Source organism: Niallia sp. FSL W8-0951, from assembly GCF_038006525.1.
Lineage (GTDB): Bacteria > Bacillota > Bacilli > Bacillales > Cytobacillaceae > Niallia > Niallia circulans.
The window spans coordinates 2,621,868-2,645,523 of the sequence record NZ_JBBOVK010000001.1 but is presented as its reverse complement, the minus strand read 5'-3'; the positions used below and the strand labels follow the sequence as shown (position 1 = coordinate 2,645,523).

General features: G+C 35.6%; 19 protein-coding genes and 15 tRNA genes. 29 read left to right on the top strand and 5 right to left on the bottom strand.

The annotated features are described in order from the left end of the window. The first annotated feature begins 10 nt into the window (after positions 1–10). The 15 genes from NSS71_RS13200 (at position 11) to NSS71_RS13130 (ending at position 1,354) form a co-directional block, all read left to right on the top strand. Positions 11–87, top strand: a tRNA-Arg gene (locus NSS71_RS13200). Between the two features lie 8 nt (positions 88–95). Then, positions 96–172 (top strand) — tRNA-Pro (locus NSS71_RS13195). Positions 173–187: 15 nt separating this feature from the next. Further along, positions 188–263, top strand: a tRNA-Ala gene (locus NSS71_RS13190). 22 nt (positions 264–285) lie between these two features. Beyond that, positions 286–362 (top strand) — tRNA-Met (locus NSS71_RS13185). Between the two features lie 13 nt (positions 363–375). Continuing rightward, positions 376–452 (top strand) — tRNA-Ile (locus NSS71_RS13180). 9 nt (positions 453–461) lie between these two features. After that, positions 462–554: transfer RNA gene (locus tag NSS71_RS13175), tRNA-Ser, on the top strand. Positions 555–577: 23 nt separating this feature from the next. Next, positions 578–651: transfer RNA gene (locus NSS71_RS13170), tRNA-Met, on the top strand. Positions 652–654: 3 nt separating this feature from the next. Further along, positions 655–731: transfer RNA gene (locus NSS71_RS13165), tRNA-Asp, on the top strand. Positions 732–739: 8 nt separating this feature from the next. Further along, a tRNA-Phe gene (locus tag NSS71_RS13160) sits at positions 740–815 on the top strand. A gap of 36 nt (positions 816–851) precedes the next feature. Next, a tRNA-His gene (locus NSS71_RS13155) sits at positions 852–927 on the top strand. A gap of 14 nt (positions 928–941) precedes the next feature. After that, positions 942–1,015, top strand: a tRNA-Gly gene (locus NSS71_RS13150). Between the two features lie 5 nt (positions 1,016–1,020). Then, positions 1,021–1,097: transfer RNA gene (locus NSS71_RS13145), tRNA-Ile, on the top strand. 9 nt (positions 1,098–1,106) lie between these two features. Further along, positions 1,107–1,181 (top strand) — tRNA-Asn (locus NSS71_RS13140). A gap of 8 nt (positions 1,182–1,189) precedes the next feature. After that, positions 1,190–1,280 (top strand) — tRNA-Ser (locus tag NSS71_RS13135). 2 nt (positions 1,281–1,282) lie between these two features. Beyond that, positions 1,283–1,354 (top strand) — tRNA-Glu (locus NSS71_RS13130). Between the two features lie 171 nt (positions 1,355–1,525). Here the strand turns inward: NSS71_RS13130 and NSS71_RS13125 are convergent. Continuing rightward, positions 1,526–1,666 (bottom strand): hypothetical protein, encoded by a 141-nt coding sequence (locus NSS71_RS13125; protein ID WP_162837594.1) that lies wholly within the window; start codon positions 1,664–1,666, stop codon positions 1,526–1,528. A 304-nt stretch (positions 1,667–1,970) separates the two neighbouring features. Here NSS71_RS13125 and glgB point away from each other — a divergent pair, with 304 nt between their 5' ends. The 5 genes from glgB to NSS71_RS13100 are packed head-to-tail and all read left to right on the top strand — an operon-like array spanning position 1,971 to position 9,899. Then, a complete protein-coding gene (gene glgB / locus NSS71_RS13120) occupies positions 1,971–3,911 on the top strand; it encodes a 1,4-alpha-glucan branching protein GlgB (RefSeq protein ID WP_047944552.1) in 1,941 nt (646 codons plus the stop codon). Then, the gene (locus NSS71_RS13115) at positions 3,859–5,004 is read left to right on the top strand and encodes a glucose-1-phosphate adenylyltransferase (RefSeq protein ID WP_047944551.1); all 1,146 of its coding nucleotides are present in this window, start codon (positions 3,859–3,861) and stop codon (positions 5,002–5,004) included. Before glgB ends, NSS71_RS13115 begins: the two co-directional genes overlap by 53 nt. Positions 5,005–5,027: 23 nt before the next feature. Beyond that, on the top strand, positions 5,028–6,056 hold the full coding sequence (locus NSS71_RS13110; protein ID WP_047944550.1) for a sugar phosphate nucleotidyltransferase: 1,029 nt from the start codon (positions 5,028–5,030) through the stop codon (positions 6,054–6,056). Continuing rightward, positions 6,053–7,507, top strand: a complete 1,455-nt coding sequence (gene glgA, locus NSS71_RS13105) for a glycogen synthase GlgA (protein ID WP_047944549.1) — start codon at positions 6,053–6,055, stop codon at positions 7,505–7,507. Before NSS71_RS13110 ends, glgA begins: the two co-directional genes overlap by 4 nt. Further along, the gene (locus NSS71_RS13100) at positions 7,497–9,899 is read left to right on the top strand and encodes a glycogen/starch/alpha-glucan phosphorylase (protein ID WP_047944548.1); all 2,403 of its coding nucleotides are present in this window, start codon (positions 7,497–7,499) and stop codon (positions 9,897–9,899) included. The genes glgA and NSS71_RS13100 overlap by 11 nt, the downstream gene beginning before the upstream one ends. 340 nt (positions 9,900–10,239) lie before the next feature. Here the strand turns inward: NSS71_RS13100 and NSS71_RS13095 are convergent, their stop codons facing one another. Beyond that, positions 10,240–11,004, bottom strand: coding sequence for a TraR/DksA C4-type zinc finger protein (locus NSS71_RS13095; protein ID WP_309325578.1), 765 nt, complete (start codon positions 11,002–11,004; stop codon positions 10,240–10,242). A gap of 267 nt (positions 11,005–11,271) precedes the next feature. On the opposite strand from NSS71_RS13095, the gene NSS71_RS13090 reads away from it, so the two are divergent. The 6 genes from NSS71_RS13090 (at position 11,272) to NSS71_RS13065 (ending at position 18,970) form a co-directional block, all read left to right on the top strand. Beyond that, positions 11,272–12,645: an isochorismate synthase gene (locus tag NSS71_RS13090; RefSeq protein WP_061798785.1), complete on the top strand. Its 1,374-nt coding sequence runs from the start codon at positions 11,272–11,274 to the stop codon at positions 12,643–12,645. Position 12,646: 1 nt separating this feature from the next. Further along, entirely contained in the window at positions 12,647–14,392 is a 1,746-nt protein-coding gene (menD, locus tag NSS71_RS13085; protein WP_341151752.1) for a 2-succinyl-5-enolpyruvyl-6-hydroxy-3-cyclohexene-1-carboxylic-acid synthase, read from the top strand. A gap of 13 nt (positions 14,393–14,405) precedes the next feature. Further along, complete coding sequence (gene menH, locus NSS71_RS13080) at positions 14,406–15,212, top strand: 2-succinyl-6-hydroxy-2,4-cyclohexadiene-1-carboxylate synthase (protein WP_047944544.1); 807 nt, start codon at positions 14,406–14,408, stop codon at positions 15,210–15,212. A gap of 37 nt (positions 15,213–15,249) precedes the next feature. Further along, the gene (gene menB / locus NSS71_RS13075; RefSeq protein ID WP_047944543.1) at positions 15,250–16,068 is read left to right on the top strand and encodes a 1,4-dihydroxy-2-naphthoyl-CoA synthase; all 819 of its coding nucleotides are present in this window, start codon (positions 15,250–15,252) and stop codon (positions 16,066–16,068) included. Positions 16,069–16,231: 163 nt separating this feature from the next. Next, on the top strand, positions 16,232–17,716 hold the full coding sequence (locus NSS71_RS13070) for an o-succinylbenzoate--CoA ligase (RefSeq protein ID WP_235844486.1): 1,485 nt from the start codon (positions 16,232–16,234) through the stop codon (positions 17,714–17,716). A gap of 51 nt (positions 17,717–17,767) precedes the next feature. After that, positions 17,768–18,970, top strand: a complete 1,203-nt coding sequence (locus NSS71_RS13065; protein ID WP_047944542.1) for an NAD(P)/FAD-dependent oxidoreductase — start codon at positions 17,768–17,770, stop codon at positions 18,968–18,970. Between the two features lie 55 nt (positions 18,971–19,025). On the opposite strand, the gene NSS71_RS13060 is transcribed toward NSS71_RS13065, so the two are convergent. Next, the gene (locus NSS71_RS13060; protein ID WP_082138439.1) at positions 19,026–19,190 is read right to left on the bottom strand and encodes a DUF1540 domain-containing protein; all 165 of its coding nucleotides are present in this window, start codon (positions 19,188–19,190) and stop codon (positions 19,026–19,028) included. A 292-nt stretch (positions 19,191–19,482) separates the two neighbouring features. Here NSS71_RS13060 and NSS71_RS13055 point away from each other — a divergent pair, with 292 nt between their 5' ends. Beyond that, a complete protein-coding gene (locus tag NSS71_RS13055; protein ID WP_047944541.1) occupies positions 19,483–20,040 on the top strand; it encodes a beta-class carbonic anhydrase in 558 nt (185 codons plus the stop codon). Here NSS71_RS13055 and yidD read toward each other — a convergent pair. Further along, positions 20,037–20,294: a membrane protein insertion efficiency factor YidD gene (yidD, locus tag NSS71_RS13050; RefSeq protein ID WP_047944540.1), complete on the bottom strand. Its 258-nt coding sequence runs from the start codon at positions 20,292–20,294 to the stop codon at positions 20,037–20,039. The genes NSS71_RS13055 and yidD overlap by 4 nt on opposite strands. 174 nt (positions 20,295–20,468) lie before the next feature. On the opposite strand from yidD, the gene NSS71_RS13045 reads away from it, so the two are divergent. After that, positions 20,469–20,942 carry an S-ribosylhomocysteine lyase gene (locus NSS71_RS13045; RefSeq protein ID WP_047944539.1) on the top strand — a complete coding sequence of 158 codons (474 nt, stop codon included), beginning with the start codon at positions 20,469–20,471 and terminating at the stop codon, positions 20,940–20,942. Positions 20,943–21,081: 139 nt separating this feature from the next. Here NSS71_RS13045 and cls read toward each other — a convergent pair whose 3' ends face one another. Then, positions 21,082–22,536, bottom strand: a complete 1,455-nt coding sequence (cls, locus tag NSS71_RS13040) for a cardiolipin synthase (RefSeq protein ID WP_047944538.1) — start codon at positions 22,534–22,536, stop codon at positions 21,082–21,084. 332 nt (positions 22,537–22,868) lie between these two features. On the opposite strand from cls, the gene NSS71_RS13035 reads away from it, so the two are divergent. Beyond that, on the top strand, positions 22,869–23,639 hold the full coding sequence (locus NSS71_RS13035; protein ID WP_047944537.1) for a sulfite exporter TauE/SafE family protein: 771 nt from the start codon (positions 22,869–22,871) through the stop codon (positions 23,637–23,639). Positions 23,640–23,656 lie beyond the last annotated feature (17 nt).

The window sequence follows — 23,656 nt, the reverse complement described above, 5'->3', positions numbered from 1 at the left end:
TTATATTAATGCGCCCGTAGCTCAATTGGATAGAGCGTCTGACTACGGATCAGAAGGTTATGGGTTCGACTCCTTTCGGGCGCGCCATTATATTTCGGGAAGTAGCTCAGCTTGGTAGAGCACTTGGTTTGGGACCAAGGGGTCGCAGGTTCGAATCCTGTCTTCCCGACCATTATTCTCATTATATGGGGCCTTAGCTCAGCTGGGAGAGCGCCTGCCTTGCACGCAGGAGGTCAGCGGTTCGATCCCGCTAGGCTCCACCAATTTTATAATTCTTAATATGATGGCGGCGTAGCTCAGCTGGCTAGAGCGTACGGTTCATACCCGTGAGGTCGGGGGTTCGATCCCCTCTGCCGCTACCATACATATTATCTTGGACCTTTAGCTCAGTTGGTTAGAGCAGACGGCTCATAACCGTCCGGTCGTAGGTTCGAGTCCTACAAGGTCCACCATATTATTGAGGAGGAATACCCAAGTCCGGCTGAAGGGATCGGTCTTGAAAACCGACAGGCGGGTCAAACCGCGCGGGGGTTCGAATCCCCCTTCCTCCTCCATAAAAATTAAATTATAATATTGTCGCGGGGTGGAGCAGTCTGGTAGCTCGTCGGGCTCATAACCCGAAGGTCGCAGGTTCAAATCCTGTCCCCGCAATCTGGTCCGGTAGTTCAGTTGGTTAGAATGCCTGCCTGTCACGCAGGAGGTCGCGGGTTCGAGTCCCGTCCGGACCGCCATATAAAATGGCTCAGTAGCTCAGTCGGTAGAGCAAAGGACTGAAAATCCTTGTGTCGGCGGTTCGATTCCGTCCTGAGCCACCATTTTAGTACAATCTAAAATGAATAATAAGTATAATGGCGGCTATGGCGAAGTGGTTAACGCATCGGATTGTGGCTCCGACACTCGTGGGTTCGATTCCCACTAGTCGCCCCATACAAATAAAATATGCGGGTGTAGTTTAATGGTAAAACCTCAGCCTTCCAAGCTGATGTCGTGGGTTCGATTCCCATCACCCGCTCCATATATGGGCCTATAGCTCAGCTGGTTAGAGCGCACGCCTGATAAGCGTGAGGTCGATGGTTCGAGTCCATTTAGGCCCACCATAAAAATATTCCGCAGTAGCTCAGTGGTAGAGCATTCGGCTGTTAACCGAACGGTCGTAGGTTCGAGTCCTACCTGCGGAGCCATTTTTTTTGGGGAAGTACTCAAGAGGCTGAAGAGGCGCCCCTGCTAAGGGTGTAGGTCGCGTAAGCGGCGCGAGGGTTCAAATCCCTCCTTCTCCGCCATTGGCCCGTTGGTCAAGTGGTTAAGACACCGCCCTTTCACGGCGGTAACACGGGTTCGAATCCCGTACGGGTCATAAAAACTGATAGCATTTGCTATCAGTTTTTTTATTTCTTATAAGATTCTTTCCGATAAATTCTCTATAGTCTCTAGGAGAACCTATGAGTTTGTATCGATTAAAATTTTCCCTGTCTCAGATTTTCTTCCATTTATCCTCACTTGTAAATAATCTATTCCCCGGGTTTTTTTAATCAAAATCAGAAAGAAATCCAGTATCAGGACCTCTAAACAGATCAATTGCTAGAACTTTTTTGTCTGTTGTTTCAAAAAAAGGATTCATTTCTTCCCCTATTTGTTCTTTTAAATATTCTTCTTCCCTTTTACTCATTATCATTTTCCTTCCTTATGTTAGAAATTCACTTTAGTATTCCTCTTCATAAAAAAAACTATGTTAAAAGTTCACAATCTAAATGAGTCAATTAAACATAAAAAGATTTATAGTATCATAAAATTTTAAAAACAAAAAAGGATTTACCTTCTATTGATAGAATATTAAAATTAATCAAATTTAATTAATCACCAATTTTTTAGCAATGTATGCCATAAATTGTTTTGGAAGCAAAAAAAAAGGGAATTGAAAAGTACAAAGTGTAAAATTTACTCACTTAATATTATTTGTAATAGAAAGTAGGATGACAGTGGAGACAGTATATCCAACAGAATTTCAACTACATTTATTTCATGAAGGAAACTTATTTGAGAGCTATAGATTATTTGGATCCCATATTCATCATAAAAATGGAGAGAATTATACCAGTTTTTGTGTTTGGGCTCCCAATGCTCTAAGTATTCAAGTGGTTGGGGATTTTAATAATTGGAATGGTGAAGGTTATTCCCTTGAAAAAATTAATAATGAAGGTGTGTGGCTTCTAAATGTAGAGAGGGATTTAACGGGTGCTATGTATAAATATAAAATAACTGCACCTGATGGAAGAGTTTTTCTTAAAGCTGATCCTTATGCTTTTCTCTCCGAGGTAAGACCTAATACAGCTTCCATTGTTTATTCCTTGGAAGGTTACAAGTGGAATGATACAAAATGGAAACAAAAAAAGACAAAAAAGAACTATTTAAATGAACCTCTTGCTATATATGAAGTCCATTTAGGATCATGGAAAATCCATGAGGATGGAGAACTGTATACCTATAGGGAACTTGCTGATGAATTAATTCCATATGTTGTGGAACAAGGATTTACCCACTTGGAAGTGCTGCCCTTAGTAGAACATCCACTCGATATCTCCTGGGGATATCAAGGTACAGGATACTATTCTGCAACAAGCAGATTTGGAGAGCCAAAGGATTTGATGTATTTCATCGATCAATGTCATCAACATGGGCTCGGCGTGATATTAGATTGGGTACCTGGACATTTTTGTAAAGATGAGCATGGACTTTATCAATTTGATGGAACTAGTCAATATGATTATAAGAATCCGGCGGATAGAGAAAATTATGTTTGGGGAACGGCCAATTTTGATTTAGGAAAAAATGAAGTCCAAAGCTTTTTAATTTCAAATGCAATTTTTTGGATGGAATATTTCCATGTAGATGGATTTAGAGTTGATGCTGTTTCTAATATTATTTATTGGCCAAATTCAAATGAAAATAGCGTGAACCAATTTGGAATCGATTTCCTCCAAAAACTGAATCAAACAGTTTGTCAATACGATCCAACAGTTCTAATGTTTGCAGAGGATTCTACTGATTGGCCTCAAGTAACTGCACCAGTTCATTATGGTGGCATTGGATTTCACTACAAATGGAATATGGGCTGGATGAATGATATTTTAACCTATATGGAAACTGATTCAGTTAATCGAAAGCAAGTACATGATAAAGTCTCCTTTTCCCTACATTATGCCTTTTCCGAAAATTTTGTTTTACCATTTTCACATGATGAAGTTGTTCATGGAAAGAAATCGTTAGTAGATAAGATGCCAGGAGATTATTGGCAAAAATTTGCTCAATTCCGGCTCCTCTTAGGATATATGATTACACATCCAGGAAAAAAATTATTATTTATGGGAAATGAATTCGCCCATTTTGCTGAATGGAAGGATAAAGAACAGTTAGATTGGATGCTGCTAGATTATGAGATGCATCAAAAAGCAAATGAGTATATGAAGGAATTACTAAAAATCTATAAAAGGTCCAAACCTTTATATCAGTTGGATCATGTCAATGATGGCTTTGATTGGATTGATGTAAATAATAGAGAGCAGTCTATCTTCTCTTTTATACGTAGGGCAGAAAAGGAAGAAGATTATTTAGTCGTCATTTGTAATTTCACTTATCATACATATGAAAATTACAGAATCGGCGTTCCTTTAAATAACTCTTTCCGAGAAATATTAAATAGTGACACTGATAGATTTGGTGGAGCTAATTATATAAATAAAAAGGTAATAAAAGCAGAAAAAGTAGAATTTCATGGAAAACCTTATTCTGTTCAACTAACGATACCAGCTTTCAGTATAATCATTTTACGTCCAGTTCAACACCGGAAGGGGAGAAAAGGAAATGGGAAAGAAACGGTGCGTCGCAATGCTATTAGCAGGAGGAAAGGGGAGTAGACTTTATTCCTTAACAAAAAGTCTAGCAAAGCCAGCAATCCCTTTTGGAGGAAAATATCGAATTATCGATTTCACTTTAAGTAATTGTTCCAATTCGGGAATTGAAACTGTTGGCGTCTTAACGCAATACCAGCCGCTCGTTTTAAACTCATACATTGGAATAGGGAGTGCATGGGATTTAGACCGTGTTAATGGAGGAGTAACCGTATTACCTCCTTATAGTGAGTCATCAGAAGTGAAATGGTATACAGGAACAGCAAGTGCTATTTATCAAAATCAGAACTACTTGTCTCAATATGATCCCGAATATGTTCTCATTTTATCAGGAGACCATATTTACAAAATGAATTATGAAGAAATGCTTGAATATCACATAGATAAGCAAGCAGATGCTTCTATCTCCGTGATTCAAGTACCATGGGAGGAAGCGAGCAGGTTTGGTATTATGAATACAAATAAAGAGATGAACATTGTAGAATTCGAAGAGAAGCCTAAACATCCAAAAAATAATCTAGCTTCGATGGGAATCTATATTTTTAAATGGCATGTTCTGAAAGAATTACTAGTAGAAGATAATTTAAATAAAAATTCCTCCCATGATTTTGGCAAGGATATTATTCCTTTACTCATCGAAAAACAGAAAAAAGTGGTTGCCTATCCATTTAAAGGGTATTGGAAAGATGTCGGAACTGTTCAAAGCCTATGGGAAGCAAACATGGATTTATTGGATGATAATTGTGAATTAAATATTTCTGATTATAATTGGAGAATTTATACGGTAAATCCCAATCATCCACCACAATATATTTCTAGTGAGGCGCATGTGAAAGAGTCGATGGTGAATGAAGGGTGTATTATTAGTGGGAATTTAGAGAAAACCATTGTTTTTCAAGGTGTTACTGTAGGAGAAGGGACAATTATTAGAAGTTCTGTCATCATGCCTGATGCGAAGATTGGTAATAATGTTTATATTGAAAAGGCTATTGTCCCTTCTGAAATAACCATACCAGATGGAATGGTCATTAAACCAAAAAAAGACTCCAATGAAGTAGTCCTTGTAACAGAAGAAATGGTTAATGAAGTGATTTCCTAACAAACTAGATAGGAGGGGTTAAGATGATAAGAACTATGCTGGGCATTATTGATGCAACAACACATAAGGAAGATTTAGAAGAATTAACTGCACATCGCACACTTGCTGCACTTCCGATAGGCGGACGGTACCGCTTAATTGATTTTGTCCTTTCCAATATGGTGAACTCTGGAATAGGTAGTGTTGCTATTTTTCCAAAGTATCAGTATCGCTCGTTAATGGATCATTTAGGTTCGGGGAAAAACTGGGATTTAGATAGAAAGAGAGATGGATTGTTCTTTTTCCCAGCATCTTTAACCGCAACAAATACAGATGGAATAGGTTCTTTTAATCATTTTGCGGCAAATATGGATTATTTTCAGAGAAGCAAGCAAGAATATGCGCTAGTTGCAAATTGCTTTACTGTGTTTAATATGAATTTTAATCCTGTATTAGAGCGGCATCTCTCTTCTGGTTGTGATATAACGGAGATCACGAATAATGGAAGTTCGTTAGAAATATATCTAATTAAGAAGTCAAAGCTGATTGATTTAATAGAATCTAGAGCTGTTACAGGTTATACATGTATGAATGATGTTGTCTTAGATATGAATAATCAGCTAAAAATATGTGAATATGAATATAACGGCTATGCCGAAAAAATAGATTCAATATCCAGTTACTATCATGTAAGTAAAGATATATTAAAAGCTAAAGTCTGGAATCAGCTTTTTATCAAAGAAAGACCAATATTTACAAAAGTTAAAGATGAACCACCTACACGATATACAACTACAGGTGAAGTGAAAAACTCCATGATAGCAAATGGGTGTTTTATTGAAGGCGAGATTATAAATAGTATTGTTTCTAGAGCGGTTAAGGTTGGAAGAGGTTCAAGTTTAAAGAATTGCATTATTATGCAAAAATGTACGATTGGAGAAAATTGCCACTTGGACTCAGTTATTTTAGATAAAGATGTGGTTGTAGAAAGTGGTACTGTGATGACTGGTACTGCAAGTTCTCCCTTTGTAGTCAGAAAAGGAACAGTGCAAGGAGCGTTGATGAATTCGTGAAAGTATTATTTGCAGTTTCAGAATGTGTACCATTTATAAAATCAGGGGGACTGGCAGATGTAGCTGGTTCTCTTCCTAAAGAATTAAAGAAGCAAGGTACGGATGTAGCGGTAATTATGCCAAAGTATCAAGATATTCCAGCACATTTACTTGCCAATGTTAAGAAAAGATGCTATTTCTTTGTTCAAGTAGGTTGGCGAAATCAATACTGTGGAATTGAAGAATTAGAAGTAGATGGAATTACTTTTTATTTCATTGATAATGAATGGTATTTTAAGAGAAGTGGTTTATATGGTTATGGAGATGATGGAGAACGGTTTGCCTTCTTTAATCGAGCCGTACTAGAGAGTTTACCTTATTTAACAGACTATCCTGATATTATTCATTGCCATGATTGGCATACGGCTATGATTCCTTTCCTGTTGGATGTAGACTATAAATGGAAAAAAGAGTATAGCAATATTAAGACTGTATTTACCATACATAATCTTCAGTTTCAAGGAATATTGCCAAGAGAAGTTCTTGGTGATTTATTTAATCTAAATGATTATTACTTTACAACAAATAATCTTGAATTCTATGGAAATGTTAATTTGATGAAAGGGGGACTTATCGCTGCTGATAAGATAACGACAGTAAGTCCTACCTATAAAAACGAAATACAAACAGAATATTATGGTGAGAAGCTGAATAATGTATTAAAACAGAGAGAGAAAGATTTATATGGAATTATAAATGGGATTGATGAAGAAACATATAATCCAGAAACAGATCCGGTAATTGCAGCAAATTATACGGTTACTTCTCTAGATAAAAAGCAAGAAAATAAACGATTTATTCAAAAAAAATTCGGATTGAAGGAAGACGTTGAAATCCCAATAATTTGTATGATAACTAGGTTAACTAGTCAAAAGGGATTAGAATTAGTTAGACATATATTTCATGAAATAATGGAAGAAGATGTACAGTTTCTCGTATTAGGAACAGGAGATCCTGAATTCGAGAACTTTTTCCGTGAGATGGAATATACGTATTCTGACAAATGCAAAGCTTATATTGGGTTTGATGAAAATTTAGCTCATCAGATGTACGCAGGTGCAGACTTATTTTTAATGCCATCAAAATTTGAGCCTTGTGGATTAGGGCAGCTAATTGCTTTACGATACGGGAATATCCCCATTGTGAGAGAGACAGGAGGGCTAAATGACACTGTTTTCTCTTATAACGAATGGACAGAGGAAGGAAATGGATTTAGTTTCACTAATTTCAATGCCCATGACATGCTTTACACGATTAGAAGAGGCATTCATTTTTATAAAGAGGAAAAAGAAGTATGGCATAAGCTAATGAAGAATGCCATGTCGATGGATAATAGTTGGGCTCAATCTGCATTTAAATATAATCAGTTATATGCAGAGCTTATCTCGAGGAGTGAATCCCATGTTTTCTAATAAAGAAAGTTTTAAAAGGTATTTCTTACAAAGGCTTGAAATGACTTATGGAAAGACCTTTGAAGATACAACAAGTAGTGATCATTTTCAAACGTTAGGGCATATGATTAGAGAATATGTAAGCTCAAACTGGATTCAGACAAATGAACAAAGTCGTAACAACAACGGAAAACAGGTATATTACCTTTCTATTGAGTTTTTATTAGGGAGATTACTTCATAATAATTTAATTAACTTAGGGATTGATCAAGTTGTTATCGAAGGTTTGAAAGATCTTGGAATCGATTTTTTTGAAGTGGAAGATATGGAGCACGATGCCGGACTAGGCAATGGTGGATTAGGAAGGTTAGCAGCTTGCTTTTTGGATTCTTTAGCTACATTAGACTTACCAGGGCATGGTTGTGGGATACGTTATAAACATGGTTTATTCGAACAACGAATTGTTGATGGTTACCAACTTGAATTGCCAGAACAATGGTTAAAGCAAGGCCAGGTTTGGGAAGTTCGAAAGGAAGACTTAGCGGTAGATATTTATTTCTGGGGAAATATTGATATGTATGAGAAGAATGGAAAGTTACAGTTTCGGCATTTAAATGCCGAAACTGTAACAGCAGTTCCCCATGATGTACCAGTCATTGGCTACCATACGACGACTGTTAATACATTAAGATTATGGAATGCTGAACCGTCGTCCTTAATTGCAAAAGATGTGAAGGATATAATGCGTTATAAAAGAGAAACAGAATCGATATCTGGTTTTTTATATCCAGATGATTCCAATGATGAGGGAAAGATATTACGGTTAAAACAACAATACTTTTTAGTTTCTGCAAGCTTGCAATCCATTATTCGAAATTATAAGCAGCAATATAAAAACATTAGTGAAATGCATCACTATATAAGCATACATGTAAATGATACACATCCCGTATTGGCAATCCCAGAGCTAATGAGAATATTAATGGATGAAGAAGGATTAGGCTGGGATGAAGCATGGGAGATTACTACAAATACTATTTCTTACACCAATCATACCACGTTATCTGAAGCATTAGAACAATGGCCAATCTATATATTCCAGCCCCTATTACCCCGAATTTATATGATAATTGATGAGATAAATGAACGTTTCTGCATGAAGTTATGGAAAAAGTATCCTGGTGATTTTTTGAAAATTGAAAAAATGGCTATAATTGCCCATGGCATGATTAAGATGGCCCATTTAGCATTAGTGGGTAGCTATAGTGTAAATGGAGTAGCGGAAATTCATACAGAAATTTTGAAGAAACGAGAAATGGCTGATTTTTATGCCTTCTATCCAGAAAAGTTTAATAATAAAACGAATGGAATTACTCATAGAAGGTGGCTAATAAAGGCAAATCCTAAGCTTACAAACTTAATTTCTAATATAATTGGTGATAAATGGGTCAATCAGCCAGAATCATTAAGGGAATTATTAAATTATCAAGAAGATGCTAGTTTACAAGAAAATCTCGCAGCAATTAAGCAAAGTAATAAGGAAAGACTTGCAAAGATAATCAAGGAGAAAAATGGAATTCTTGTAGATCCTTCCTCTATTTTTGATGTTCAAGTAAAGAGACTGCATGCTTATAAAAGACAATTATTAAATATTTTGCACATCATGTCTCTTTATAATAAATTAAGAGAAGATCCATCCATTGATATGGAGCCTAGAACGTTTATTTTCGGAGCAAAGGCATCACCGGGATATTATTATGCAAAAAAGATTATTAAATTAATTAATACAGTTGCTCATAAGGTTAACAATGATAAAAGGATACAAAATAAATTAAAGGTTGTTTTTATAGAAAATTATCGAGTTTCCTTAGCGGAACATATTTTTCCAGCTGCTGATGTAAGTGAGCAAATCTCCACCGCAAGTAAAGAAGCGTCGGGCACTGGTAATATGAAATTTATGATGAATGGTGCATTGACACTTGGAACAATGGATGGAGCAAACATTGAAATGCATGAATTAGTGGGAGATGATAATATTTTCATCTTTGGGATGAATGCAGATCAAGTATTAGAGCTTTATCAAAATGGTGGCTACAGCTCTCGAGAGTATTTTTACCATGATGATAGAATTCATGAAGTAGTGAATCAATTAAAAAATGGTTTTTATGATCATCCAGTGGGTGAATTCGATCCTATTTTTGATTCGTTACTAATTGAGAATGATCAGTTCTTTGTATTAAAAGATTTTAATTCTTATGCAAGCATTCATGAAAAGGTGAACCAAGCATTTAAGAATAAACAAGACTGGCTGCGAAAAAGCATTGTAAATATTGCGATGTCGGGCCATTTTTCAAGCGATCGAACAATAAAGGAATATGCAGAGGATATTTGGCGTATAAAACCTTATATTTAATTGTTTAGAAGCAGGCTGGGATATAAAGAAATTCAGCCAAAAACCGAGCAATTTTACGGAGATGCTAATAAGCTTCGTATAATTGTTTGGTTTTTTTATTCATTAAAAAAAGAAGGTTTGTAGTTTAATTCATGCCTGATACACCTTGATTTCCATGGGGCGAGCGGTGAGTTCTCCTGTTAGACGACACCGTTCTCACGCCACTCCCATAGAAACTCTTCGAGCATGCAGGCTGCTTTATTTTTCCGACTCCTTTATTATCCAATAAATTTCCCAACGAAAATTAAACCAAAAATATTCACCTTCACTGATTGGACCTTTAGTTTTATTTAAAAGTCTCTTAATCCTCCTCTTCTTCAGTATCCTCTTCTATATATCCATCTGATTTATGGAATGGAACATCACCAAAGGGAGCTTCTATTCCTTCCTCATCTAATGCTTGTTCATATTTTTCTTGATCTTTAGATGGATATACAGCTCTTTCTGTTCCATCGATATTTGTAGCTGTAAAGTTTTCATAATCTTCCGGGAAGGTATCATCGTCGTTCTCTCTATCGTAGAGACTGTCATAATCTTCGAAATCACCTCGTAAATCTGATGGCGTTTCAGAAGTTCCATAGCGAGCTACCTCTTGAAAACTATCATCGTAGTCTCTAACATCGCCAGTATCATAATGACGAAATTCATTACCATGAGCTAATTCTAGAATATCTTCCTCTACAGGTCGATCATTTGCAATAGTTTGTTCATCACTATATTCTTTTAGCGTAAGAGCTGTCGGAATTGCTTCTAATCTTTCGTAAGGAATTTCTTTACCTGAAACCTTACAAATTCCATAAGATCCGTCTTCTATTGCCTTTAAGGCGTTATTGATTTTTTCTAATTCAGATTGGTCATGTTGTTCTAAGGCAGAATCTTTTTCTCTTTCAAATAATTCTGTTCCCAGATCTGCTGGATGGTTATCATAACTAGATAATTCTCCAACTGATTCCAAGGCATTTTCTTCACTGGCGTATCCGTTTGTTCTATCTAATAAAGTTGCTTTTCTTTCTTCTAATTCTTTTTTTAAATGACTTATTTGCTCTGTTGATAACAAGGTAAACACATCCTTATCTGTTCCTACTATTAGTATATATAGACAACCTGTTCATAAATTTCCCTGTATTATGTTTATCAAACCTACTTTTCCATTTGTTATCCTTTTCTTAAGAAAAATAAATAGTTGAAAAGTGCATTAAGAATTCACTATGATTGACATAATATTAAAGACAGGTGTATCGTAAAATATGCTAAAATAGTAAGTGGCGTATATCTTTGAACCAATATAATCAAGCGTATATTCTTGATTAGTTTTAGGGGGATTTACAAAGGGATGAATGATAGCAAAGGAATAATGGTACAAACAATAATAAAGGAAAGTGATTCTCCTACTATCTTAGTTAGTGAAGTGAAGAAACTAGAAAAGAAAATAGATATTCTGGAGTTTTTTTCAAATTACAGTTCTTATAAAGGAAAACGTTTTTTCTGGAAGGACCCTTCTGAAAAAAACATGCTTGTAGGAATCGGCATTTGTGAAGGGATAGAGTATTCATTAGGGGAGAACTCTTATTCATTTGTAGAAAAAAAATGGAGACAGCTGTTAGACAATGCAATAGTATTTAATGAATATAATGAAATAGGGATCGGACCAGTCCTTTTAGGTGGTTTCTCCTTTGATCCATTAAAAGAGAAAACACAAGTCTGGGATGGCTTCTCGGAAGCACATTTTTACGTACCTCAATTTATGTTAAGTGAAATAAATGGAAGTCAATTTATTACTACTAATATAATGATTCAATCAGATAAAAAGGATGATGCAAAAGAAGAGTTAAAAAAGCATTCTATTAGGTATCAAAGAGTAGAAGCATTTTCTACAACTTTGCCTTTGATTGAAAAGATTACTGAAATCGATCAAGAAACATGGAAGGATAAAGTTAATAAAGTAATAAATGAGTTAAATGGAGATTTAAAAAAAGTAGTGTTAGCACGTGCTACTCAAGTGCATTTTTCTAATGATGTTGAGACAGAGTTTGTTCTTAAAAATTTAATACAACAACAAAGCAATGGTTATATTTTTGCTTTAGAAGCAAAAAACAAATGTTTCATCGGAGCTTCTCCAGAAAGATTGGTAAAAAAAGAAGGACCAACTGTTTTTTCTACCTGTCTGGCCGGGTCAATTGCGAGGGGAAAAAACAAAGAAGAAGACGATACCTTTGCACAAGCCTTACTTTCGGATTCGAAAAATAGAGAAGAACATAATTATGTTGTTAAAATGATTAAGAATGCTATGGAGGAAGTCTGTAGTACGGTAGAAATGCCATCCAATCCAAAAATCTTGAAGATGAGAGATATTCAACATCTTTATACTCCAGTTAGCGGGAAGGTAAAAGAAACAGAATCCTTAATTTCCTTTATTCGCTTATTGCATCCAACTCCAGCTCTTGGTGGATTCCCTCGAGAGGAAGCCTTAAAGGTTATTAGAGAGGTGGAAGGATTAGATAGAGGGATGTATGGTGCTCCTATCGGTTGGCTTGATTACCAGGGGAATGGAGAATTTGCAGTAAGCATCCGTTCTGGTTTAATAGATGGGAATGCCGCAACCATTATTGCTGGATGCGGTATTGTAGCTGACTCTGATCCAGAATCTGAGTATGTAGAAACTGCAATTAAATTTAAGCCAATGCTAACTGCGTTAGGAGGAAAATAAAATGAGTCATCAGCAACAGTTAACTGCCTATTTGGATGCGCTAATATCCGAGTTGGTAAAAAACGGGGTAGAACATGCTGTTATCAGTCCAGGATCAAGATCAACCCCCATCAGTTTATTGCTTGCAGAGGAAGAGGACATAAAACTGCATGTTCATATTGATGAAAGATCAGCTGCCTTTTTTGCTTTAGGAATAGCGAAAGCGTCCAAAAAACCAACTGTATTAGTATGTACTTCTGGTACTGCCGCTGCAAATTATTTTCCGGCAATTGTAGAGGCGAAGATTTCTCGCATACCTTTAATCGTACTGACGGCAGATCGGCCCCATGAACTTCGTGATGTGGGAGCACCGCAGGCAATTGATCAATTAGATCTCTATGGAAAGCATGTTAAATGGTTTATGGAAATGTCGACACCTGATAATAGTCCAGGTATGATAAGATATGCTAAAACAGTGGGTGCTAGAGCGGTAGCAATGGCAAAACAGCATCCTAGCGGTCCAGTGCATGTGAATATTCCATTGAGAGAACCATTAATTCCTGATTTAAATAATTTAGAACGCTACCGTTCAGAAGACCAGGAAACAAGAACTATCCAGATTAAAACCGGGGAGTTTACGATTCATGATTCCTATTTTCATGATTTAGCAGCAAGCCTGGAAGCGGAAGAGGAAAGAAAAGGGATTATCATCTGTGGAGAGATCGATAAAGAGGACTTTTCTTTAAAAATACTTCAATTGGCTGAAAAAACTGGTTTTCCGATTATAGCTGATCCACTTTCCCAACTACGAAGTAAGAGTGCGGACAAGGACGTTGTCATCGACACCTATGATACTTTTTTGCGAAATGAAAGGATTAAATCACTATTAAAACCGGATATCGTTATTCGTTTTGGAAGCATGCCGATTTCTAAACCATTAACTATATTCTTACGAGAAAATGAAAAGGCAAAACAGATTGTAATAGATGGGGGAAGCGGCTACCGTGATCCCAATCAACTGACAACAGAAATGGTTTATTGTGAAGAAGGATATTTTTGTGAACAGCTTTCATCTTTTGTTTCTCCTTGCTCAATAAATCACTATTTGAATAAATGGATAGAAATTAATGAAAAAACCAAAAAGGAATTAACAAAAATAGCAGAAATTAAAGAAATGAGTGAGGCAAAGCTTTTTCATTGCTTGGGTGAAATGATTCCCAATAAGGCCGTTTTATTTGTAGGAAATAGTATGCCCATTCGCGATTTGGATACTTTTTTTCATAAACAAAAAAAACAAGTAACCATTATTGCAAATAGAGGAGCAAATGGAATTGATGGGACGATATCTACTGCGCTCGGAGTGGGGGTTATTAAGCAGCCGCTCTTTTTAATTGTAGGGGATTTAACCTTTTTCCATGATTTAAATGGATTAATCCTTTCTGAGCTATATCAGCTTCCAATCACTGTCATATTAATAAATAATAATGGAGGCGGAATCTTTTCATTTCTTCCTCAAGTAGAATTGCCGAGACATTTTGAATTATTATTTGGAACGCCTTTAAATATTGACTTTAAGCATGCAGTGGAAATGTATAAAGGACAATATCAGCTTGTTAACAGTTGGAATCATTTAGAGATATTATTCCAAGATAGTGATTTCGCGGAGGGCTTAAGAGTGTGGGAAATACGTACTAATCGGGAAAATAATATTTTAGAACATCGGCAAATGACGAATCGGATTCTAAAGATGTTAGATCAATTAGATTAAAAAGGTGAAGCCTATGTTTATCAAACTACAGGATATAAGCTATCATGTAACGGTTGAAGGAGAAGGAGAACCTCTTTTATTATTACATGGATTTACTGGGGATAGTGGAACTTGGATGCCATTTATTCCTTTATGGAAGAAGAACTATAAGGTTATTACGGTCGATATTATTGGTCATGGAAAGACGGATTCGCCGGAAGAAATAGAAAAGTATACTATGCAAGAAAGTGTCACTCATTTAAGAGCGCTTATTGATCATCTTCAATTGGCTTCTGTTTATTTATTAGGTTATTCGATGGGTGGTAGGTTAGCGTTAGCATACGGTATGAATTATCCTGAAACAGTTAAAAAACTTATTCTAGAAAGTTCCTCTCCCGGCTTAAAAACGGATTTAGAGAGAAAGCAAAGACGAATACAAGATGAGAAACTGGGAGACTCTATCCTTGAACAAGGAATAATAAACTTCGTGAAAAAATGGGAAGAAATTCCATTATTTGAAAGTCAAAAGATGCTGAGTGAAGCTGCAAAGGAAGCAATTAGGAAGCAGCGGCTAGCTAATAACCCAGTTGGATTAGCAAATAGTTTAAGAGGAATGGGGACAGGTGCACAAAATTCGTATTGGTCCTCTCTTTCTCGCTTATCAATAGATACATTGTTAATTACAGGAGAACTTGATCAGAAGTTTTGTCAAATCGCTGAAGAAATGGTTGACTGTAATAAAAAAATAAAGCATTTAACTATAAATGATGCTGGTCATGCAATTCATGTGGAGAAACCAGAAATTTTTGGTACAATAGTATTGGAGTTTTTAAGGAGCTGACATTGATGTTCAGCCCTATTAATAAGGAGGAAAAAGAATGACAGTGGAATGGGTAGCTGGCAGACAATATGAAGAAATCATTTATGAAACATATAATGGTATTGCCAAGATTACAATTAATAGACCTCATGTACATAATGCATTCACGCCAAGAACCGTTAGTGAATTAATTGATGCGTTTGCAATGGCAAGAGATGATAGTGATGTAGGAGTTATCATTTTAACTGGTGCAGGCGATAAAGCATTCTGTTCTGGTGGAGATCAAAAAGTTAGGGGTCATGGTGGATATGTAGGAGAAGATCAAATTCCCCGCCTAAATGTCCTTGATTTACAACGTCTAATCAGAGTTATTCCTAAGCCTGTCATTGCGATGGTAAAAGGATATGCAATTGGTGGAGGACATGTGCTGCATATTGTCTGTGATTTAACGATTGCTGCAGATAATGCTATTTTTGGACAAACTGGTCCAAAGGTAGGTAGCTTTGATGCTGGTTATGGTTCTGGTTATTTGGCAAGAATCGTTGGCCATAAAAAAGCTAGGGAAATTTGGTTCTTATGCCGTCAATATAATGCCCAAGAAGCTCTAGATATGGGATTAGTAAATACGGTAGTTCCGTTAGAAAAAGTAGAAGAAGAGACGATTAAATGGTGTGAAGAGATTTTAGAGAAAAGTCCAACTGCCCTTCGTTTCTTAAAAGCTGCCTTTAATGCAGATACAGATGGTTTAGCTGGTATACAGCAATTTGCCGGTGATGCAACTTTGCTTTACTATACAACCGATGAAGCAAAAGAAGGAAGAGATTCCTTTAAGGAAAAACGCAAACCTGATTTTGGACAATTCCCGCGTTTTCCTTAATGGAAAAGGATGAATGAAAAGCTAGCTATCCAAGAGATGGAATCGCAATTCATTCGTATTAATTAATAGATACTGGGGTGACACTCGTTTTTAGCAATGGTGTTTTAATGGACATGCTAATAATAGTGTCACCTTTGTTTGTATAGAAAAGAGGGTTAATAAATTGACAGAAATACTTCCGAATTTTATTAAAAATAGAGCACAGTTAACACCAGATAGAGAGGCAATTGTATTTAAAGAAGAAAGACTAACATTTAAAGAATTATATGAAAAGGCTTATTACCGTGCAGGGATTTGGTCAGCCATTGGAGTAAATGACACAGATTATGTGGGGTTTCTTGTTAAAAGTGATTTAGAAACTGTACTTCACTTATTTGCTATGCAAATTATTGGAGCAAAGGCAGTTCTTCTTAATAATCGCTTAACAGCGAAGGAAATGGCTTATCAATTAAACGATGCGAATGTTTCCTATTTAATCTCAGAAGAAGCGTTTAAAGAGAAGGCAGCTTTGCTTGAAAAAGAGAAAGAAATGACTGTATTTTATAAAGAAAATATAACAGAAAGTACCTACATTGAGCCAAAAGAAAAGGATCAAGTGTCTTTAGAGGAAACTTGTACGATAATGTATACGTCAGGAACAACCGGACTTCCGAAAGGAGTCATTCAATCTTACGGTAATCACTGGTGGAGTGCCGTGGGAAATACGTTGAATGCAGGCCTATATGAAAAGGATACCTGGTTATGTACCGTTCCATTATTTCATATCAGTGGATATTCGATTTTAATGAGAAGTATCATTTATGGGATGAAAGTCGTTTTGCATGATTCCTTTGATGAAAAGAGGGTATTAGAGGATTTATGGAAAGAAAAAGTAACGATTATATCGGTTGTCACCACGATGCTAGAGCGAATCGAAAAGGCTGCTCATGATAAGTTTCCACCTTATTTTCGGTATATGCTTTTAGGTGGGGGGCCAGCCTCCATAGAACTGCTGACTAGATGTATGAATAAAGGGATTTCTGTTTATTATTCATATGGAATGACGGAAACTGCCTCACAAATTGTTACCCTTTCGCCAGAGGATAGTATTAGAAAAATTGGTTCAGCCGGAAAGCCACTTTTTCCTGCTCAATTACAAATTGTTAATCAAGCAGGAGATCGTTTAGGATCAAATGAGGTAGGCGAAATTAAAGTGTGTGGGCCGAATGTATCAAAAGGCTATTTAAATAAAGAGAATCATTTACAAGATAGCTGGTTTTTTACCGGTGACATAGGGTATATAGATTCTGAAGGATTTCTCTATGTGTTAGATAGACGGTCAGACTTAATTATTTCGGGTGGAGAAAATGTTTATCCAGCAGAAGTCGAAGCTGTACTGACTGAAATGGACGGGATAAAAGAAGCGGCAGTGATAGGGATTCCTGATGAAGAATGGGGACAAGTACCGATTGCATTTATTGTTACAGATGAAAGTATGCAAGAGAATACAATTATCGAAAAATGTACAAACGTTTTAGCAAAATATAAAATCCCCAAAAGAGTATTTTTTATATCAGAAGTTCCACGAAATGCCTCAGGAAAAATAGTCAGAAGAGAATTAAGAAAATGGATAGAGGAACAATCGAACTTATCTTTGTATTTTAACTAGTTCATGTTATTGTGGCTACTAGTAAAAAAATTCAATGAAAGAAGTGTACGCATGAGCTTATATCATGGATCATTATATTGGCCAACAACGGTTCAGGAAAGACCCGTTTATCCAAAGTTGAATAATCATGTTACTTGTGATGTGCTTGTAATTGGTGCTGGAATGTCAGGCGCCTTATTAACTTATATGCTTGCAAAGGAATCGCTTCAGGTGATTCTAGTGGATAAAGGTAGTGTTGGCAATGGAAGCTCTGCTGCCAACACAGGGCTATTGCAGTATTCTAATGATAAAATGCTGCATTCCTTTGCAGAAAGTATTGGGGAAGAAGATGCTGTTCGATTTTACGAATTATGCCTTAATGGGATGAAGGAATTGAAAAGTATCGCAAGTTCCTTACACGAAGATGTCCAATTTGTAAATAGACAAAGCTTATATTACGCAAGTACAGATTCAGACGTATTTTCTCTAAGAAAAGAATATGAGATGCTAAAAAAGTATAAATTCCCAGTAGAATTTTTAGAAAAGGATATGATTTATAAAGCATATGGATTTAATAAACATGCGGCAATAAGAACAAGTGGGGACGCAGAAGTGAACCCAGAAAGGTTTATTATTTCCTTAATAAAAGAGGCTGCACAAAAGAGCAATGTTCAAGTTTTTGAAAACACGGAAGTTTCAAAGCCTCAGAATAAAGATGGCTGCTGGTTGTTTAACAATGGCGATTCCAGTATAAAGGCAAAGCATGTCGTGTATGCAACTGGGTATGATTTAGATAATTTTGCAATAGACATACCTACAAAAATAAATAGAACGTTTGCAATCGTTACAAACCCAGTATCTTCTTTTCCACATTGGGAGGATCGGTGTTTAATTTGGGAAACCAAACGTCCGTATTTCTATATGCGAACAACCCTTGATGGAAGGATAATAGCGGGTGGTTTAGATGAAGAAATAATGGAAGCGCCTAGAGACGATCAGATTTTACAATTATATGCGGATAGATTATTAGTTCGTATTAAAGAACATTTTCCCCATTTGCAACTAAAAGCTGACTATGTATATGGAGCAACATTTGGAGAATCAAAGGACGGAATTCCCTTTATTGGCGAACATCCACAGCAAAAGAATTTATATTATTGTTTAGGATTTGGAGGAAATGGTACAGTTTATAGTGCTTTCGGTTCGACCATATTGAAGGATTTAATAATAAAGGGGAAGCACCCTGATGCTGATTTGGTACGATTAGATCGATAAAAAAAAGGAATCCCTAGTAGTTTTGATTGGGATTCCTCTTTGCATTTCCATAAGTTTAGCTTAAGCTATTTTCAGGTTCAAATGTCTTACAGTCTGTTTCATAACTTGTATCCGCATGTTTTCCCACATTACTTACAACATAAATTTGGTCGGCTCCACAACGGTTTCCTTTTTCCCAAAAAGTACAATTCCTTACTTCACAAAGTACGTCTTTTGCCATAGGATACCACTCCTTTTCTTAAGTTGTTAATCCAAAGCCTTTTTAGGAGATGTCTTCTATTTGCACATAGGATGCAATTGAGACTGTTAACAGTCATTGCACTTTAGTATTATTAGAAGGTTGGAGGAATTACATACATAGGACAAATGAAAAGAAGTACCAATGTTGGAAAGTATCATCTATTTCAAATTTGTATATTAGGCAAATTTTCATTACTATTAATAAGGAGACTCTTTCTTTAGAACAGAAATTATTTGTATTTTATGAATTGAATTTTTTAAGGAGTGCAAAAATGAGCCTATTACAAGATATGTTAGTCTATAATGAAGAATTTGTAAGGGAACAAAAATATGAAAAATTTATTACAGGTAAATTTCCCAATAAAAAAATGGTGATTCTAACTTGCATGGATACAAGATTGTTAGAACTTTTGCCACAAGCATTAAATCTTTCTAACGGAGATGTGAAAATTATAAAAAATGCAGGAGCAGTAGTTGTTCACCCATTTGGAAGTATTATGCGAAGTATTTTGGTTGCAGTATATGAGCTGCAAGCTGATGAAGTGATGGTAATAGGTCATCATGACTGTGGGATGAGTGCATTGCATTCAGATAGCATGGTGGAAAAAATGAAAGAAAGAGGCATATCAGACGAAACGTTTGCAACTTTACAACATTCTGGAATTAATCTAGAAAAATGGTTGACAGGTTTTGATTCTGTATCAGATAGTGTTACCCATAGTGTAGAAATGATTAAAAGGCATCCGCTATTGCCAAGTGGCGTTCCAGTTCATGGGTTAGTGATAGATCCAAAGACTGGAAAATTAGACTTGGTAATAGACGGTTATTAATTTTTCTCTTTTGGCGAATGAGGATGATTTCTACAGTGCCAATCTTCTGGTACTGGATCCAGACCACCTGGATGAAAGGGATGACATTTAAGAATTCGTTTAATGGTTAAGTACCCTCCTTTAAAAGCGCCAAATCTTTGAATCGCTTCTAAGCCATAACTAGAGCAGGTTGGATAAAAACGGCAAGTTGGCGGTTTTATTGGAGAAATTACTTTGCGATAAAATTGGATAATAAATAAAAAGACGTATTTCATTATGCTGTTTCCTCTCCTTCTTTGCATGTAGTATAACATGGGTGAAGAGAGGAGTAAAAGTAATCACTGTTTAACACAAAATTCCCACTGGAAAAATATTATATATATTAAGTTGATGAAATTACTCGGCTTTTTAGATATAATAAAGATAGAAGAAGAAAGGGAGATGACTTTATGCCTTCAGTTGAAAGTTTTGAATTAGATCATACTGCCGTAAAAGCCCCATATGTAAGACATTGTGGTGTACACAAAGTTGGTAGTGATGGAGTAGTTAATAAATATGATATTCGTTTCTGTCAGCCAAATAAGCAGGCAATGAAGCCAGATGTTATTCATACGTTAGAGCATCTACTTGCCTTTAATTTACGCGCACATGTAGAAAAGTACAATCATTTTGATATTATTGATATTTCTCCAATGGGGTGTCAGACTGGCTATTATTTAGTTGTAAGTGGGGAACCAACCGTTGAGGAAATTATCGATTTATTAGAGGCAACGATGAAAACGGCAATTGAAATTACTGAAATTCCAGCAGCTAATGAAACACAATGCGGTCAAGCAAAACTACATGATTTAGAAGGTGCAAAAAAGCTGATGAATTTCTGGTTAAGCAAAGATAAAGAAGAATTAAAACAGGTTTTTGCTTAAAAAAAGAAATAAACATTCCAACCAAATAGAAACCCAAACAAATTGTACGGAAATGCTAATGAAAAATTCCGTATATTGTTTGGGTTTTTATTCATAAAATTGATTTATCTTTAAAACATAATAACCAAAATATTAAGCTCTACAAAAGGGGACTAAGAAGCCTTGAAAATGATTCTTTGAAACGGATCCATAAGGATCTTTTTGAATATTGGTCGGCTGTTAAATGTGTGGATAAGTCCATGTCCTTTAAGAAATCGTCTGTCAGCTCATTAGCAATCTGTTCACTATAAATAAAGGCGTTTACTTCAAAGTTGAGTCTAAAGCTTCTCATATCAATATTAGCAGTTCCAACTGAAGCGATTTTTCGATCGACTAAAATTGTTTTTGCATGGATGAATCCATTTTCATATATATAAATCTTTGCTCCTGCTTTTAACATTTCTCCAATATAAGAATAAGTGGCCCAGTAAACAAACATATGATCCGGTTTATTAGGAATCATAATTTTAACGTCTATTCCTGAAAGAGCTGCAATTCTTAAGGTATCCAGCAAACTGGCATCAGGGATAAAATAAGGTGTTTGGATATAAACACTTTCTTTAGCAGACGTGATCATTTTTATATAACCATTTTTTATTTGTTCCCACTCTGAATCAGGTCCGCTTGAAACGATTTGCATTCCGATATTACCAATAATTTCTTCAATCTTACCAGGAAAATATTCAGGCGAATATTGAATTTCATGGAGATGAGAAGCTTGATTCCAATCAAGAATAAATCTTGTTTGAATGGCATAGACAGCTGTACCAACAATACGTAAGTGAGTATCTCTCCAATATCCAAATTTCGGGTGAAGTCCTAAGTATTCATCACCAACATTAAAGCCGCCGATATAGCCGATTTTCCCGTCAATAATTCCTAATTTTCTGTGATTGCGATAATTTAATCGCAAATTGATGAGGTGAAATTTACTAGGAAAAAAAACTTCAACAAAGCCGCCAGCTGCCCGCAGCTCTTTAAAAACCCTTTTACGTAACGTTCTTGAGCCGAGCTCATCATATAATAAGCGTACTTCTACTCCTTCTTTTGCCTTTTCAACAAGTAAGCTAATAAGATCGGAGCCGATCCCATCATTCTTCAAAATATAGTATTGTAAATGAATAGATTTTTTAGCATTTCTGATATCTTCAAATAATTGATCGAATTTTTTATGACCATCTGTAAATATCTGAACAGCATTATTCTCCGTAAGTACTGCATCATTATTAAATAAATTCATATAAATAAGATCTTGGTTTTTTCTAATGACTTCATTTGTTGTCCGCAATTGATTAGAACTTATTTGCAACAGTTGAGAAGCTAAAATTGGCTCTATGCCAAGTTTTTTTCGGCCATCCCATTGAAATAGTTTTCTATTTCGTAGATTTTGCCCGAAAAGTAAATATAAGATAAACCCAAGAATGGGGATAAAGGTCAGCACCATTAGCCATGCCCATGTTGCAATAGGATCTTTTCTTTCGAAGAAGATAACAAGAAAAGCAAAAATGATATTAAGTATAATAATTACACTTAAAACAATTGAATAGATGTGCATCGAATTTTGTCCTTTCTCACAAAAAAAGCAATAATATGTGCGATAAAAATAAGATAGAGTGTGTATATGACTGCTCTAAAATAAATATCCTGTATAATTATAGGGTAAAAGGGTAAAACTTTGTACTATTTTGTATTTATTTTAAAAAAGAAGAATTTCCCTTTTTTCTTTAATGTGATAAAGTAAAGATAAAACGAGAAGTACTTACTTAATAAATAATAACAAAGTTGTTTATGCAAGATATATGGTTTTTAACCTCAAGACTGCTAGCTTAAATCTCACCATAGATTAAGTTTTATGTTGGAAAAAACGAGTTAAAGTAAGGAGCTTTTATGGAAGAATTACATCTTGGTATGCTACTCTTTTTAATTGCCGCTGGATTTATCGCAGCATTTATCGATTCCGTAGTTGGCGGCGGCGGACTAATCTCATTACCGGCTCTATTGTTCACTGGATTGCCGCCGCAGATTGCGTTAGGAACAAATAAACTTGCTTCCACTATGGGCTCATTAACAAGCTCGATCTCTTTTATAAGGCATGGAAAAACAGATAAAAATTTACTATCAAAACTCTTACCTCTTTCCATTATTGGTTCTGCAATTGGAGTTTATGTAGTACAAAAAATCCCATCAGAATCGCTCAAGCCGCTGATTCTTGTTGTTTTAATTGTAGTGACCATTTATACCCTTACGAAAAAAGAATGGGGAATTCATTCTACATACAACGGAATGACGAAAAAGAAACTCTTATTTGCTCTATTTATTGTACCATTAATAGGATTCTATGATGGTTTTTTAGGAGGAGGAACGGGTTCGTTCTTTTTATTTTCCTTTCTTCTGATGGGATTTGATTTTGTGGAATCTGCGGGAAATGCTAAAGTTCTTAACTTTGGAAGTAACCTTACAGCACTTATTGTTTTTTTATATTATGATTCTGTGTATTATTTATATGGGCTTGTGATGGGCATTGCCATGATTTTAGGAGCATACATTGGTTCTAGAGTAGCTATTGCGAAAGGGTCTAACTATGTAAAAATATTATTTGTCTTGGTCTCCGCTATTTTAATTGGAAAAAATATATTTGATTATATAACAAATCCATAATATAAAAGGCTGTTTGC